This is a genomic window from Rhodococcus sp. YH1 (assembly GCF_009939605.1).
GTDB lineage: Bacteria > Actinomycetota > Actinomycetes > Mycobacteriales > Mycobacteriaceae > Rhodococcus > Rhodococcus aetherivorans.
Genome location: NZ_WVTE01000174.1, coordinates 42,007 through 57,079, shown reverse-complemented (window position 1 = coordinate 57,079; position 15,073 = coordinate 42,007). Strand labels below are relative to the sequence as shown.

Here is a 15,073-nt window from a genome sequence, read left to right as displayed (position 1 = left end):
GGTTCGACACGAAGTCCGCGCTCGCCGCCACCGCCAACCCGAGCCCCGAACCCGCGTCCCCGACGGCACCACCCCCGGACCTCGACTCGCCCCGGGTGCACCTCGTCGTGCCGCGCCAGTCGCGGCACGACGAGCCGTTCCGCCTCACCCTCGCCGGGTCGCGGCCCGACGCGACGATCACCGTCACCGCCGAGGGCGCCGACATGTCCGGCGCCCGCTGGCGGTCGCACCGCAGCTACGACGGCAGCGTCGACGTCGTCGACGAACCGTTGTGGGACATGCGGTTCGACGAGCCCGACCGCGTACCCGACCTGTTCGTCCCCCCGCCCGGCCGGTGGCCGGTCACGCTCACCGTCACCGACGGCCCGCACACCACGCGACGCACGGTGATCCGCACCGACGCCGCGCCCGGCGTGACCGTCGCAGACCTCGACGTCGCCGGACGGCCGGGTCTGCTCGCCCGCCCGGACGGCCCGGCTCCGCTGCGCGGATGGCCGGCGGTGCTGTGCGTCGGCGGATCCGAGGGCGGCGTCGATTCCCAGCGCGCCACCATCGCCGCCCTCGCCTCCCACGGCCACGTCGCCCTCGCCTACTCGTGGCTCGACGAGAACACCGAGGTCGCGTCCGTACCGCTCGAGCGCTTCACCGGCGCGCTGCGCCACCTCGCCGCCCTGCCCGAGATCGACACCGACAACGTTGCCGCCGTGGGCATTTCCCGGGGCGCCGAAGGCCTGCTCGCCGCCGTCGCGGCCGACGGCACGTCGCTGCGGGCGCTGGTGCTCGTCAGCCCCAGCTCCGTCTCGTGGCAGGGACTCGGGCCGGACGGGGAGATCCCGGACACTCCGTCGTGGACCCTGGGCGGCGCGCCACAGCCCTGGGCACCGCTGCCCAGCTCCGCGCTGATGCCGCAGATGATCCGCAACGCCTGGCGCGCCGGCCGCGACGTCGCCCGGCACCGGCCGTCGCTGCTGCGGCTGTCCGACGCCTACCGCGCGGGACTGCGCGACGCGCCCGACCCCGCCCACCTGCGGTCCGAGAAGATCGACGCCCCGATCCTGTGCATCACCGGCACCGACGACCAGCTGTGGCCGGCCACGGACATGGCGGGCGCCCTGCTCGCCCGGCGCGGCGACGGTCGCGACCGGCACCTGTCCGTCGACGGCGCCGGCCACCTGATCCGCCTCGGCATGTTCCCCGGCGACGCCCAGTGGAGCGGTGGCATCGCCTTCGGCGGCACCCCGGCCGGGCAGGGCAGGGCCCAGCGCGCCGCGGTCGACGCCGTCACCGAGTTCCTCGCCTGACCGGCGCTCCCGTCGCGGTCCCGGGTTTTCTGGAACAGTGGAGGGGTCCGGACGCCACGAGGAGGTCCCGATGTCCGACGACCCGCAGTTCCCGGTCGGGTTCGAACCGGCCGAGCAGCGCCGCGAGCGGATGGCCGCGCAGGTGCGCCGCTGGTGCGAGCAGCACCGGCTCGACGGCCGGCACGCCCCGCTGTCGGACGCCGCCGCTCTCTGCCTGGCCGCCGGCCACCTCGACGACGAGACCCGCGACATCCTGGCCCGGCGCCGCCGGATCGGCCGCGGCCTGCCCACGCTCGGCGGGTTCGGCGCGTTGCGCCATCTCACGGACGAGCACGCCCGCCTCACGGTGCGAGCCGCCGACCTGCGCCCCGGCGCCGCCCGGCTGGTGTTCGAGTACCGGGCGGGGGAGCTGGCCAAGCGGCTGCGCAACGCCCACTACACGCTCACCGTGTCCGGCCGGCACTACGCGCAGGGCGTGCGGGCCGTGCGGCGGGAACGGCGCGACGGCGTGCACCTCGACCCGCACCAGCGTGACGCCCTGTTCGCGGCGCTGCAGCGCACGCCCGCGCCGATCCCCGAGAGAACGACCGATCAGGTGCGCGGCGCCGTGCTCGGCGTGGCCGTGGACCGGGTGACGCGCTGGTCCGACGGCACCGCGGCGGCCGCGGTGGGACGTCGCGCCGCCGACGCCCTCGGCCGGCAGGTGCCCGACGGCGACGATCACTTCGTCGACCGGTACGACACCCTGCTGTTCCTCGCCGGCACCCTGTTCGACCGGATCGAAGGCTCCACGGCCTGGCGGTCGGACCACCTCGCGGTGCAGCGGTCCCAGCTCGATCTCGCCGACGAGCTGACGCAGATCGCCGTGGACGCTGTGACGTTGCGGGGCCTGCTCGCCGAACTCGCCGACGCCCGGCGCGCGGCGCCGTCCGCTCGCGCGGCCGTCGACGCGCGCATCGCCGCGCTCGCACCGGTGTGGGATCAGCTTCTCGACCGGGTGGCGGCACTGGCCCGCATCGGCGAACTGCTCACCGTCGCCGAGGTCCAGCTGCGCACGGCCGAGGTCGAGGCCCGCACCGCGAGCCTCGACGAGCGGATCGACTCCCTCATCGGCCGATCGGGAGCGCGGGAGTTGTCCGCCGACAACACCCACTTCGTCGGCGACCAGTTCGGGATCGCGGCAGAGCTGATGGGTTCGCTCCGGTCGGAGCTGAGGGGCGACATCGCGGAGCTCACCGCGCGGGAGTGAGGCCGCCCGCGCGTCGATTGTCAGCTGTCACAGCCCAGCTCCTCGGTGATTCCGACGTCGCCCGACGGCACTGCTTCTCGTGCGGGCGGTGCTGTAGCTTTCACGCGTTCTCGAGCGAAATCGACTGGGGGTGAACGGGTGCTGCGCAGTACGCCGAGATGCACGGCGCCGAGATGCACGGTGCCGAGACCCACGGTGCCGGCGTGCACGGCCCGGAGGTCGGGGATGCTCCTGGCGGCGACGGTGCTCGCCGTCGCCGGCTGCGGCGGGTCCGGCGGCACGGTCCGGGTGCAGGACGATCCGATCCTCGAGGCGGAGTTCGACACGGTCCTGCTGACGGGCGAACCCCGCACCCTCGCCTCCGTGGCCGAGGACGCCGGTCTGTCGCCGGGGTCGTGGGACCGCATGTACCGCTTCTCGCTGCCCCTGCTGATGAGCTCGATCAACCGGGATCTCGGCCTGACGGGCACCGTGTGGGAGAACCTCCCCGACACCGCGGGGCAGGGCCTGATCGTCTTCATGTCCGACGGCGCCGTCGTCCGTGCCACCGTCGACCGGGCACCCGTCGTCGAGGTCGACGGGTACGGCACCCCCGAGGCGCTGGTCGAGGCGGCCCCGGACCGGCTCACGATCGTCTCCGGCCACTGACCGACCCGGTGTGACATCCCCCCGTCCGATTCGAGGTCCAAGGACCCGTTCCGAACGGGCGCGAACGATGGGACGCTGAGACCGGCAGACACCCATCGGCGAAAGGGCCGAAGCAATGAAGGCACTGGTGTTCCACGGTCCGGGCAAGCGCGTCTGGGAGGACGTTCCCGACCCCCGAATCCAGGACCCCACCGACGCGATCGTCCGCGTCGACGCGGTCACCATCTGCGGCACCGACCTGCACATCCTCGGCGGCGACGTCCCCGAGGTGACCGACGGGCGCATCCTCGGGCACGAGGCCGTCGGCACCGTCGTCGAGGTCGGGCCGGGCGTGCAGAACCTCGCGCCCGGCGACCGGGTCCTCGTCTCGTGCATCACCTCGTGCGGGCGCTGCCGCTTCTGCCGCGAGGGCCGCTACGGCCAGTGCCTCGGGGGCGGGGGCTGGATCCTCGGCCACCTCATCGACGGCACCCAGGCCGAACTCGTGCGAGTCCCGTTCGCCGACAACTCGACCCACCGTGTACCCGAGGGCGTGAGCGACGAGCAGATGCTCATGCTCGCCGACATCCTGCCCACCTCCTACGAGGTCGGCGTGCTCAACGGATGCGTGCGGCCCGCCGACGTCGTCGTCATCGTCGGCGCCGGACCGATCGGTCTTGCCGCGATCCTCGCCACCCGGCTGCTGAGCCCGAGCCACGTCGTCGCGGTCGATCTCGCCGACAGCCGACTCGAGGCCGCCAAGGCGTTCGGCGCCGACGTCGTGGTCAACGGCGGGCGCGACGACGTCGCCGCGGTGGTGCGCGACCTCACCGGCGGCCTCGGCGCCGACGTCACCATGGAGGCCGTCGGAGTGCCGGCGACGTTCGAACAGGCCGTCGAGCTGGTCCGGCCGGGCGGCCATGTCGCCAACATCGGCGTCCACGGCGCGCCCGCCACCCTGCACCTCGAGAGCATCTGGATCAAGGACCTCACCATCACCACCGGCCTGGTCGACACCTACTCGACGCCGACCCTGATCGGCCTGGTCCGCAGCGGCAAACTCGACACCTCGCCGATGATCACCCACCGGTTCGCACTCGACGAGTTCGAGGAGGCCTACGACGTCTTCGGCCGCGCGGGTGAGACCGGTGCGCTCAAGGTGCTGCTGACGGGCAGCCGGTAACCTGGCGCGGCTGCGCCCGCTGCTTCACCCGCGCCGCCACAGGCGAGCGAATGTATCGTTCCGTCGGACTACCGAGGTGAGCGATACATTCGCTCGGGCCGCGCTCATTCGTGAGTTGCCGCGATTCCGAGTTCGGCTGCGGCGGAAGTAAAGTCCGGGTCGAAGAGCAGGAAGCTCAGCAGGTCGCCGTGGTCCTCGCGTGTTCCCCCGGCGAGGCGACCCAGGACCGACAGCCACGGATGGCGCAGACCGCCGACGCCCGCGGCCTTCCTGCTGTACACGTCGTACGCGAGCCGGCCGAGGTCGTACGCCTGATCGAGCGACGGGCCCGCGAACCGCACCCGGATCTTCCGATCCGATGTCACGTCCGCGCTGTCCACTCCGGCTGCACGGATGCGCATCAGCCGGTCGTTACGGACCTCGAGTTGGTGGAGGTCTTCGATCATGCGGTCCGAGAGGAGGGCGCGCAGGATCAGCGCGGCGGCACCGAATACGTCGGGCGGTTCCTCGTCGCCGGGCACGAGGTCGGCGGCAGGCCGTTCGATCCAGTGCCGCGGCTGGGTCGCGACGACTCCGAGGGTGTCCGCGCCGAAGGCGAGGGCCGGTTTCAGCGGGGTGTTGAGCTGCAGACCGCCGTCGACGTACCAGCCCGCCCACGCCGCCGGTTCGGTGACCCGGACGGGCCGGAACAGCACCGGCACCGCCGCCGACGCCAGCACGTGCTCGACGGTCAGTTCCGTTTCGACGTAGGTGATGTTGCGATGTTCGTCGTAGGGAGGTAGCGGCACGGACGAGTGCTTCTCGACGAAGACCACGGTGCCGCGGGTGGCGACCGACGTTGCGGTCAACGCGACCGCCCCGATGGCGCCGCTGCGGATGTTGGCGTGCAGGTCCTCCCAGCAGATGAGAGAGTCCAGCAGGTCGTGCATGCGCTCGGTGTCGAGAAGGCTCGGTAGCGTGACGTCCAGACCGGCGGCCTGACCGAGGTAGCGCAGGCCCGTGCCGACCAGCGTCCCCACGGGGCCGAAGACGTCGTCCAGTCCCACCGTCGACCACAGGCTCACGATCCTGTGGGTTGCGGCCTTGTACCCGTCCCCGGCGAAGGCGGCCAACGCGACGACGTTCAGTGCGCCGGCGCTGGTTCCCACCAGAATCGGGGGGTGCTCCGACCTCGGCAGGTGCGGCAGCAGCGATGCGATAGCTCCGGCCTCGTACGCGCCCCGGGCGCCCGCGCCGGATACCACCAGACCTACGGTTTCGCTCACGGTCGTCCCCCTCACGACGAGCACGTGCGTACATCGGAGAACGATACGCGCCGGTGCGGCGCCGAATGCGTGATCCGCAGGAGGCGGACGAGGGGCGCGACGAGCACATCCTCGCCCCGTCGGCAGCGCTCACGGGCATCCGGCCGAGGCGCCGGATCCGTCCGCCGATCGGTTGCGTGTCGGTGTCGTGCCTGCGGACGAGTGTGGCCGAGACTGGGCCTGTGTCCGATATCGGCGGTGTGGAAGCGGTGGTGTTCGACCTGGACGGTGTGCTGGTCGACTCCGAACCGCTGTGGGAGCAGGTGCGCCGGCAGGTCGTGGCCGAGCACGGGGGTCGGTGGACTGCCGACGCGCAGAGCCGATTGATGGGCATGAGTACCCCGGAGTGGTCGAGGTATCTCAGCGACGGTCTCGGTGTCGACCTGCCACCCGACAACGTGGCAGCGCTGGTCATCGATCGCATGGGCGCCCGCTACGCCGACCGGCTGCCGCTGATTCCGGGTGCGGTCGAGGCGGTGCGCGCGATGGCGGCGCGGTGGCCGCTCGGGCTGGCCAGCTCGTCCCCGCAGGCTCTGATCGACGGCGTGCTCGACGCCGCAGCGCTGGGAGACGTGTTCACCGTGGCGCTGTCCACCGAAGGTGTGGCGCGTGGGAAGCCGGCACCCGACATCTACCTGACGGTGGCCGAGCGACTCGGGATGGACCCGGCTCGGTGTGCGGCGGTGGAGGATTCCAGCAACGGGCTGCGGTCGGCGGCATCGGCCGGCATGCGGGTGATCGCGATTCCCCATCCCCGGTACCCACCCGACCCGGATGCGCTCGCCCTCGCAGGACTCGTGCTGCCCGGCCTGGACAGTCTCACCCCGGCCGCGGTGGCAGCGATGAGGTGAGAGGTGGATGCCGGGGCCCTGCCCCGGTGCAGCCGGTCTCGCCCCTATGTCGGGGGACTCGGCGCAACGCCGACCGGCTGACCCGAAACACGTTTGGGAAGAACGGGAGTGGGAGCCGGGACCGCGCAGGGTGCGAATTGCGCGGCCCGGAACAGGTTGTCGGCGACGCACTCTCCGTCGACACCGGCGGGGACGGAACCGGCGACGAGACCGCGGACCTCCCGATACAGCGCGGTGGTGTGTTCGACGGCGAGCTGCACCGCGAGCTGGTGATACGTCGTGCCGGGATATCCGGGGACCGGCTCACGACCGCGGAGCGTGCCCGGATCGTCCTTGTTCAGGGTCAGGTGACACTCCTCGAACGGGGCGGGCGGGGCGGGCGGGCCCTCGGCCGGTGGGACGGACGACCCGGCCGGGGGGGCGGGTGGACCGCTCGGGCAGCCGTCGAGACCGTTCGCCGGGGTCAGCTCGAAGAACCCGGTGTGGAGTCCGGCCGGAAGAGCGGCGGGATCGCACGTCGGGAAGAGCGGGGCGAGCCCCGGTGCCCGATCCGTGCCGACGGCCAGCTCGACCCAGTTCGAATGGGAGTAGAAGTCGGCGAGTGCGTGGGTCAGGCCGCCGACGGCGCTGCGGGCCGCGAAGCCGTTCGCGGAGGTGCGGAACTCCGGCGGGCCGGTGGGTTGCGCACCGGCGATCACGGCGGGCACGAAGAAGTTCCACGCGTCCCGGGCACGGTCGCAGACGTCCGCCGGTCGCGCGGCGTTGTCGAAGTGCCGGAAGGCGTCGCCCTGGAACAGGTCGCTGCCTTCGTTGCCGGTGCCGGTGAGGAGGCTTCCGGTGATCTCGGCGAGCGCCGGGTCGTCGACACCCCCGTCGAGGGTGGCCGGGGGCAGCGCTGCACGCAGGATCGCGCCGTGGATGTCGGGCGCGAAGGCCAGCGCGTTCGGCGGCATCGACACGGACAGGAGTGCAGCGGCGGCAACCGTCACGATCGTCGACAGACCGGGGCGGGGAAGCAGTGTCATGGGTACTCCGCAGTCGTTGGGTCGTGGCAGTCGTGGCAGTCGTGGGTCGTGAGCACCGCGCTGCTTCCGGCGATGCCGCGTTCGTTACCAGTGGTGGCCTCCTCCGAATATCCCCCTCGGCGGCGATCGTCGCCGGGGAATTCGGGATCATCGCAGAGCCTGCCCGGCCGGCACCCCGAACGGCCGCACGAGTACGGCCCCCCAGTCCCGCCACGGCGGGCACGGTGGGGGCGGACGCCCGTTCAGGAAGCGGATCGCCGCGTCCTCGAATGCCGCCGATTTGGGCAGGTACGGGTGGGCTACGCGGGCCGGGCACCCGTTTCGCTCGACGTCGAGCCGCCAGTCGTCCGGCATCAGGGGCAGATCGGTGGCCGCGGGGAGGCTCGTTGCTCGTACCGTTGCGGGAAGTGGCTGAGCGAGGATGGATTCCGCGGCTCCCGCCGTGCCGAGCAGTTCCCGCGCGGCGGGGGTGTCCGGGTCGAAGTGGAACCGGACCAGGTCGGTGGCCGGAGCGGCGGCACGCAGCAGGTCGCCGAAGACGCGGCCGGGCGCGTTCACGTGCGGTGGGGGATAGCCGGTCGGGGTGCTCGGGAACGGGCCGACCAGCAGTAGCGCATCGACGTCGACCCGTCCGGTGGCGACGGCCTCCCACACCACCCACACGGCGTGCGAATGCGCGGCCACCACCAGCGGACGAGGCAGCGCGGACGCCTGCTCGACGAACAGATCGACCTGCTCGTGGAACGGACGCTGGGTGTCGCTCGGCCCGTAGGGGGCACCCGTGCGGATCGGGCAGGTCGCGTCCCGCTGCGGCTGCCCGTCGCCCGGTCCGGCATACGAGAAGTAGTACACCTGCTCGCAGCGGTAACCGAGGCGGTGCACGTCCGTCGCGTGGATCGCGCCCCGCCCCGACGCCGAGTTGATCCCCGACAGGATCAACAGCGAACCCGGCTGCGGCGGTCCGGGTTCCGGCTCCTCGTACCCGCGGGTCGCGACGAACACGAGCGACGCGGCGGCGAGCACCGCGACGAGCGCGGTCAGGACCGCCCCCGGCCGGCGCAGCGCCGGGCGGCCCATCGCCCGGATCGCCAGGCCGGTCGCGACGGCCGAGACCGGGACGAGCGGCACGGTCAGGACCGGGACCCGTTCGGCCACGGCACCCAGCGCCAGGATCACCGCGCAGTACGGCAGCATCACCTCGACCCGCAGCCCCCGCCGCCAGGTCAGCGCGACGGCCGCGCGCAACCGGGATCCGCCCTGCCACGGCACCGGGCCGAGCGTGAGCACCAGCACCCCGATCAGGGCGACGGCGGGCCAGAACAGCCGGGAGTACAGGACCGCGTAGGCGGTGGCGTCGGCGAACGCCGCCAGCAGCACCGGCCCGAACGCGACCGTGTAGAACAGGGCCGCGAAGCGCAGGCGGCGGGCGTCGAGGCCGCCCAGGAGCCACGCCATGAGCGCCACCCGGGCTGCGGCCACCCCGGCGAGCAACACCAGGAACGCCGGCCACGACGACGCCCGCGACAGCAGGATCCGCAGGTCGGTGAACTGATCCAGCGGCGGCAGCGCCACCAGGTGGATGAGCCCCGGCCAGGTCGGGACCGCGTTCGTCGCGGCGAGCAGCACGACGAGCGCCGCGGTGGCCGCGAGCGGCCACCAGCGCCTCCACCGTCCCTCTCGCACTCGCGGGCTCCCGTCGCCGACTGCCTCGAATCTAGGGGGTGCGCCGGTGCCCGGCGCCGGATTCGTCCGGGTCCCGGTGTACTTTGCTGAGCGAACGAGTAGCGAGTGTGCTGGGGGTGTGGTGTGGCGCGGGTGATCGCGACGATCAATCTGAAGGGCGGCGTCGGCAAGACCACGACGACGGCCGCCCTCGCGGAGTTCATGGCCGCCGAATTCGGGCAGCGGGTGCTGCTGATCGACCTGGACCCGCAGACCAACCTCACCACGATGATGATCGGGGAGGAGCGCTGGCAGGAGCTCAACCAGCTCGACCGCACCCTCGCCACGCTGTTCCGCGGCGCCGTCGATCCCGACGCCCCCGCCTTCGACATCGAGAAGGCCCTCCAGCGCGACGTCTCACCCGTGCGCGTCGTCGAGAACGTCGACCTGCTCGCCTCGTCGCTGGATCTGATGGACATCCAGGAGGGACTGAGCCACCAGCAGTACGCCGACCCGAAGTCCACCCGCCCCCTCGAGGTGCTGCTGCACGCGATCACCCCGATCGCCGACCGGTACGACTACATCCTCGTCGACTGCCCGCCCAACCTCGGCATGCTCACCCAGAACGGCCTGCGGCTGGCGAACGGCTACCTCATTCCGACCATCCCCGACATCCTCTCGACCTACGGCATTCCCCAGCTGCAGACCCGGGTGCGGGCGTTCGCCGAGCGGACGGGACATCCCATCCGCGAGGTCGGCCTCGTCATCACCAAGTACCGGAGTGCGTCGAACCTGCACCGCAGCATCATCGAACAGCTGCAGCGCGACGAGCGGATCGCGAACGTCGTGCCGGCGTGGATCCCCGAGGCCAACCAGATCGCGCAGTCCGCGGAGTTCGTCCCGTACGGCACCCTCAAGCGCAAGTACGGCAACTCCGGGCAGTTCGACGCCCTGCGCATGCTGACCGAGGACGTCCTGATGAACGCGCAGGTGCTGCTGTGACCGGCGCCGTCGACCGCGACGAGGCCCGCCTCCGAGTGCAGATCGGGGAGGCGAGCGCCGCGCTGATGCGGCTGCAGGGATCGAGCCCCGCCGCCGCGACCGCCCTGGTGCGGCTGGTGCAGGTGATCGCCGACAAGGCCGCCCGCACCCCGCGGTTCGCGCACGCCCTCGCCTCGGCACTCACCGCGCCGGGAGAGGCGCCGTCGCCCGCCCCGGCACCGCGGAAGGCCCCCGCCGCTCGGCGCGGCACACGCGCCCCGGGGCCGTTCGACCCGTTCGCCGCGTTCCGCGACGGCGGCGAGGCCGGCCTGCGCGCGAAGCTGGCGCCGCTGGACGTCGAGCAGCTCAAGGACATCGTCGCCGAGCACGCGATGGACTACGACCGCCTCGCCATGCGCTGGCGCACGCCGAAGAAGTTGCAGGACAGGATCGTCGAGCGGGTCAAGGCACTCACGACGAAGGGCGACGCCTTCCGCTGACGGCGCAACCGGATCGCGGAGCGGCGCCGGTCAGGGTGTCCGTGTCCGTCGATCCACTTCCTTCTCGACGGCGACGGCGAGGTCGTGGACGACCCTGGAGTGCCATTGCTTATGAGCCGCGAGGTCCGCGGCGAGGGCATGGCAGTCCGGGCATTCCTGTGCGGCGCTGTTCTGCTGGGTGTGCTCCATGGTGTTGCACCTCCTGGAAGAGATATCCGCCTCCACCGTGGCACGGATGCGGAACGTAGTCCACGATTGCGTGCCCGCCGATCGTGTGCGTGCCGGCGGCTTGCTCCCTCCAGGGCGTGCCTGCCCCCGTTGTGGCGGGACCGGGGTGCACGGTGCACAGTACGAGTGCAGGCTCCGGGGCCGGGCAGCGGATACCGTGACGTCCGTGAAGACGGTAGGGGTCGACCTCGCGGCGGAGCCGGCGAAGACGGCGGTCGCCACCGTCGCCTGGGAGCACGGCACCGCGACGGTGCAGGAGCTACGGCTCGGCGCGACCGACCCGGACGTCGTCAACGCGGTGGCCGCCGCGGACCGGACCGGCATCGACGCGCCGTTCGGGTGGCCCGACGCGTTCGTGGACTTCGTCGGCGCGCACCATCGCCTCAAGTACTCGCGCGAGCGCGCCCTGAGCAGCCGAGCCGGACGGCTCCCGCTGGTGCGGCGGTTGACCGACCGCGTGGTGCATGCCGGGACGGGAATAGTCCCGTTGAGCGTGTCTGCGGATCTCATCGCCCATGTGGCGCTGCGGTGTGCGGGTCTGCTCGCGGAACTCGATGCCGTCGGGGTGGATGTCGACCGCGTCGACGGAACGGTGGTCGAGGTGTATCCCGCTGCTGCGCTGCAGGGCTGGGGCCTGCCGTTCAAGGGATACAAGAGCGCGAAGAACCGCGAGGCGCGGGCCGCATCGGTGGCCGCACTGGAACGCGCCCTTCCGGGACTGAGGCTCGGCGGCTTCCGGGACCTCTGTGTGGCCTCCGACGACGCGTTCGATGCGGTGGTCGCCGGCCTCGTCGCCCGAGCGGCAGCGCTCGGAAGAACCGTCCGGCCCGATGCGGCGCAGCGCGCCGTCGCGGTCCGGGAGGGGTGGATCCATCTGCCGCTGTGCGGAATCCGTGAGCTGCTCTGAATTTCCGAGATGATCGGCGACGCTCGCCCTCCGCCGCTACCCTGCACGCAACGAGAGGAGCCGCATGGACCCGGTGATTCGGATATCGGACGAGGTGCGCGACGCCGTCGCAGCCCGCCGGCCGGTGGTGGCCCTGGAATCGACGATCTTCACCCACGGCCTGCCGCGCCCCCGCAACCTCGAGGTGGCGCTCGAGGCGGAGGCGCGGTTGCGGGAGGCGGACGTCGTCCCCGCCACCGTCGGCGTGCTTCGCGGCGTCCCGACCGTCGGGCTGTCCACCGACGAGATCACCGACCTCGCGACGGCGGAGACGGTGACGAAGCTGAGTGTGCGCGACCTGCCGATCGCCGTGGCGCGACGACTGTCCGGCGGCACCACCGTTGCCGCCACGGCGCTGCTCGCACACCGCGGCGGGGTCGAGGTCTTCGCGACGGGCGGGCTGGGCGGCGTGCACCGCGGCGCGCAGAGCACCTTCGACGAGTCCGCCGACCTGGTCGCCCTGTCCACCGTGCCGATCCTCGTCGTCAGCGCCGGCGTCAAGTCGATCCTCGACATCCCGGCCACGCTGGAGCGGCTCGAGACCCTGAGCATTCCGGTCGTCGGCTACCGCACGACCAGCTTCCCCGGCTTCTACATCCGCGACAGCGGCTGCCCGCTCGAACATTCCGTCGGGTCGCCGGCCGAGGTCGCCGCCCTTGTCCGTGCCCGGGACGCACTCGGCCTGAAAGCCGGTGTCCTGCTTGCGAATCCGGTATCGGAAGACGCCCAGCTCGACCCCGCGCTGCATGCGCGGGTGCTGCACGAGGCCGAGGAGCGGGCCGCGGCGGCCGGAGTGGTCGGGAAGGACACCACGCCGTTCCTGCTCGACCACTTCCACCGCGCGACCGGCGGCCGCAGCCTCGACGTCAATGTCGAGGTCTATCGGGGCAATGTCGCGCTCGGCGGTGCCGTCGCCACGGCGCTCGCCGCCGAACCGCGATAGCCGCCGGCCGGGGGTTCCCGCCCGCCGCCTCGAGGGCGGCCGTGCCCGGTGCGCCACCGCGCGTTGACAGCGACTGTGACCTGGGGCACAATCATGCCCACGTCCGGCGGGTGTCGTAACCCCGCCGTAATCGGCCGTCGTGCCGCGACCCGTCATGGGTCCGTTCTGTAAATCTCTTGTTACACACGGGATTTCTGGTGTCGTTCGACCCTTGCGGGCCGGTGAATACCCCTCCTGGGAGGGATACCGAGCCCCGTGCGGCCCGGCCAGGATTAACCCGACGCGAATGCAATCCGACGCGATCGGAAACCGCCCGAACCTCGGGCGACGACGAACGATCCCGCCACGTGACGCCTCGGCGAAAGGGCAAAAGCCATGACCGTGAGTTCCACCCACTCGTACGACGAGCTGGTGCAGCACGACCGGGTGCACCGCACGCTGTACACCGACCCGTCGATCTTCGACGACGAGATGCGCCGCGTCTTCGGCCGCACCTGGGTGTACCTCGCGCACGAGAGCCAGGTCCCCACTCCCAACAGCTACCGCACCGGCTACCTGGGTCTGCGCCCCATCATCGTCACCCGAGACCGGGCCGGCGAGCTGCACGCCCTGTTCAACCGCTGCACCCACCGGGCCGCCACCGTCTGCCGTGACGAGAGCGGCACCGCCAAGAACTTCCAATGCCCGTATCACGGATGGACTTTCAAGAACACCGGGCAGCTCGTGGGGGTGCCGTGGCCCGACGCGTACGGACCGGACTTCGAGCGCACCGACCTGAACCTCGGCGTGGTGCCGAGGGTGGAGAGCTACCGCGGCTTCGTCTTCGGCACCCTCAACGCCGATGCGCCGCCGCTCGCCGAGCATCTCGGCCCGGTCCGCGAACCCCTCGACTACTGGATCGACCGCGCCCCGGGTGGTGAGGTGTTCCTCCGCAACTCCGCGCACCGCATGGTCTACCGCGGCAACTGGAAGCTGGCGTACGACAACGCCGGCGACGGATACCATCCGGCGTTCTCGCACCGCTCCCTGCTGCAGATGGCCGAACGGCTCGGCGAGTCCAAGGACATGACGTACTTCGGCCGCACCCCCGACCGCGGCCCCATGTACGCGCAGTACCTCGGCAACGGACATACCTTCATCGACCAGCGCCCCAGCTACGACGGCCCCGGCGCGTTCTGGGCCAACCAGCGCCCGCAACCCGGGCGGGAGGTGTTCGAGGAGCTGATCCGCAGCGAGTACCCCGACGACGCGCTGCGCTACCTCGACCTGACCGTCGGCGCCCAGATCAACCTCAACATCTTCCCGAACCTGCTCATCATCGGGAACCAGGTGCAGGTGATCGAGCCGCTCGCCGTGGACCGTACCCAGCTCACCTGGTACGCCACCACCGTCGGCGGTGTCCCGGACGAGGTCAACGTCCTGCGCATGCGCACCCAGGAGGACTTCCCGGCCTTCGGCGAACCCGACGACCAGGCCAACTTCGAGGAGGCCCAGCGCGGCCTGAGCATCCCGGAGGTCGCATGGGTGCAGATGAACCGCGGATTCGGTGTGGAGGGCCGGCAGAAGGTCGACGCCGACGGCGTCGTGACCGGGCCGGTGACCGACGAGCTGCACATGCGCGGCTACTACCAGGAATGGCTCCGGCTGATGAGCCGGTGAAGGGACACGACAGATGACCGTGCAGAGCAACGAACGCCACGACACTTCCCGGTACTCGTACTACCTGGACTCCGCCTACTACGACCACCTGGCCGAGCTGATGGGGGCCTGGCAGGAGGACTGGAGCGAACCCGATCCGCGGGTGCGCTCCGAGGTCGAGAACCTGCTCTACCGGGAGGCGCGCCTGATCGACGACGGCCGCTTCAACGACTGGGTGGAGCTGTTCACCGACGAATGCCTCTACTGGGTGCCCACCACCCCCGGCGGCGGCGACCCCCGGCGCGAGGTGTCCCACGCCTTCGACGACCGTCGCCGGCTGATGGACCGGATCTACTGGCTGCGCACCGGACTCGCGTTCTGCCAGATCCCGTCGTCGCGCACCCGGCGGCTCGTCACCAACGTCGAGGTCCTCGACGCACCCGACCGCCGGCTCGTGCGATCGAACTTCCTGATCACCGAGTTCCGGGCGGGCACGACCAAGACGTACGCCGGCTGGTGCGGGCACGAACTCGTCCGCCGGGACGAGCAGTGGCGGATCGCGGTCAGGCAGGTCAACCTCGTCGACTGCGAACACGGCCACGAGAACCTGACCCTCGTCCTCTGACGGGCCCGCC

General features: G+C 71.6%; 15 protein-coding genes. 11 read left to right on the top strand and 4 right to left on the bottom strand.

All coding sequences use genetic code 11. The features are described 5' to 3' along the window. From AIIKEEIJ_RS14025 to AIIKEEIJ_RS14010, 4 genes are all read left to right on the top strand, one after another. The coding region (locus tag AIIKEEIJ_RS14025) for an acyl-CoA thioester hydrolase/BAAT C-terminal domain-containing protein (protein WP_161995903.1) at positions 1-1,301 on the top strand (1,301 nt) is incomplete at its 5' end. A 70-nt stretch (positions 1,302-1,371) separates the two neighbouring features. After that, positions 1,372-2,550 (top strand): hypothetical protein, encoded by a 1,179-nt coding sequence (locus AIIKEEIJ_RS14020; RefSeq protein ID WP_006941391.1) that lies wholly within the window; start codon positions 1,372-1,374, stop codon positions 2,548-2,550. A 225-nt stretch (positions 2,551-2,775) separates the two neighbouring features. Next, on the top strand, positions 2,776-3,198 hold the full coding sequence (locus AIIKEEIJ_RS14015; protein ID WP_029542623.1) for a hypothetical protein: 423 nt from the start codon (positions 2,776-2,778) through the stop codon (positions 3,196-3,198). A 115-nt stretch (positions 3,199-3,313) separates the two neighbouring features. Then, on the top strand, positions 3,314-4,360 hold the full coding sequence (locus AIIKEEIJ_RS14010; protein ID WP_029542625.1) for a zinc-dependent alcohol dehydrogenase family protein: 1,047 nt from the start codon (positions 3,314-3,316) through the stop codon (positions 4,358-4,360). 104 nt (positions 4,361-4,464) lie between these two features. On the opposite strand, the gene AIIKEEIJ_RS14005 is transcribed toward AIIKEEIJ_RS14010, so the two are convergent. Beyond that, positions 4,465-5,604: a patatin-like phospholipase family protein gene (locus tag AIIKEEIJ_RS14005; protein ID WP_161995906.1), complete on the bottom strand. Its 1,140-nt coding sequence runs from the start codon at positions 5,602-5,604 to the stop codon at positions 4,465-4,467. Between the two features lie 242 nt (positions 5,605-5,846). Here AIIKEEIJ_RS14005 and AIIKEEIJ_RS14000 point away from each other — a divergent pair, with 242 nt between their 5' ends. After that, positions 5,847-6,515 carry an HAD family hydrolase gene (locus AIIKEEIJ_RS14000; protein WP_140188438.1) on the top strand — a complete coding sequence of 223 codons (669 nt, stop codon included), beginning with the start codon at positions 5,847-5,849 and terminating at the stop codon, positions 6,513-6,515. A gap of 44 nt (positions 6,516-6,559) precedes the next feature. On the opposite strand, the gene AIIKEEIJ_RS13995 is transcribed toward AIIKEEIJ_RS14000, so the two are convergent. Together AIIKEEIJ_RS13995 and AIIKEEIJ_RS13990 are read right to left on the bottom strand one after the other, a co-directional pair. Continuing rightward, positions 6,560-7,540 (bottom strand): hypothetical protein, encoded by a 981-nt coding sequence (locus AIIKEEIJ_RS13995; RefSeq protein ID WP_202917017.1) that lies wholly within the window; start codon positions 7,538-7,540, stop codon positions 6,560-6,562. 147 nt (positions 7,541-7,687) lie between these two features. Next, complete coding sequence (locus AIIKEEIJ_RS13990; RefSeq protein WP_140188439.1) at positions 7,688-9,223, bottom strand: hypothetical protein; 1,536 nt, start codon at positions 9,221-9,223, stop codon at positions 7,688-7,690. A 123-nt stretch (positions 9,224-9,346) separates the two neighbouring features. On the opposite strand from AIIKEEIJ_RS13990, the gene AIIKEEIJ_RS13985 reads away from it, so the two are divergent. Both AIIKEEIJ_RS13985 and AIIKEEIJ_RS13980 read left to right on the top strand, forming a co-directional pair. Continuing rightward, entirely contained in the window at positions 9,347-10,204 is an 858-nt protein-coding gene (locus AIIKEEIJ_RS13985) for a ParA family protein (protein WP_140188440.1), read from the top strand. Then, entirely contained in the window at positions 10,201-10,683 is a 483-nt protein-coding gene (locus tag AIIKEEIJ_RS13980; protein ID WP_140188441.1) for a hypothetical protein, read from the top strand. The genes AIIKEEIJ_RS13985 and AIIKEEIJ_RS13980 overlap by 4 nt, the downstream gene beginning before the upstream one ends. Positions 10,684-10,713: 30 nt before the next feature. Here the strand turns inward: AIIKEEIJ_RS13980 and AIIKEEIJ_RS32605 are convergent, their stop codons facing one another. Continuing rightward, complete coding sequence (locus AIIKEEIJ_RS32605) at positions 10,714-10,872, bottom strand: hypothetical protein (protein ID WP_006944786.1); 159 nt, start codon at positions 10,870-10,872, stop codon at positions 10,714-10,716. Positions 10,873-11,077: 205 nt separating this feature from the next. On the opposite strand from AIIKEEIJ_RS32605, the gene AIIKEEIJ_RS13975 reads away from it, so the two are divergent. The 4 genes from AIIKEEIJ_RS13975 (at position 11,078) to AIIKEEIJ_RS13960 (ending at position 15,063) form a co-directional block, all read left to right on the top strand. After that, positions 11,078-11,818, top strand: coding sequence for a DUF429 domain-containing protein (locus AIIKEEIJ_RS13975; protein WP_140188442.1), 741 nt, complete (start codon positions 11,078-11,080; stop codon positions 11,816-11,818). A 64-nt stretch (positions 11,819-11,882) separates the two neighbouring features. Further along, positions 11,883-12,800 carry a pseudouridine-5'-phosphate glycosidase gene (locus tag AIIKEEIJ_RS13970; RefSeq protein WP_140188443.1) on the top strand — a complete coding sequence of 306 codons (918 nt, stop codon included), beginning with the start codon at positions 11,883-11,885 and terminating at the stop codon, positions 12,798-12,800. Positions 12,801-13,175: 375 nt separating this feature from the next. Then, entirely contained in the window at positions 13,176-14,459 is a 1,284-nt protein-coding gene (locus tag AIIKEEIJ_RS13965) for an aromatic ring-hydroxylating oxygenase subunit alpha (protein ID WP_140188444.1), read from the top strand. A gap of 13 nt (positions 14,460-14,472) precedes the next feature. Further along, positions 14,473-15,063: an aromatic-ring-hydroxylating dioxygenase subunit beta gene (locus AIIKEEIJ_RS13960; RefSeq protein ID WP_140188445.1), complete on the top strand. Its 591-nt coding sequence runs from the start codon at positions 14,473-14,475 to the stop codon at positions 15,061-15,063. The last annotated feature ends 10 nt before the right edge of the window (positions 15,064-15,073 follow it).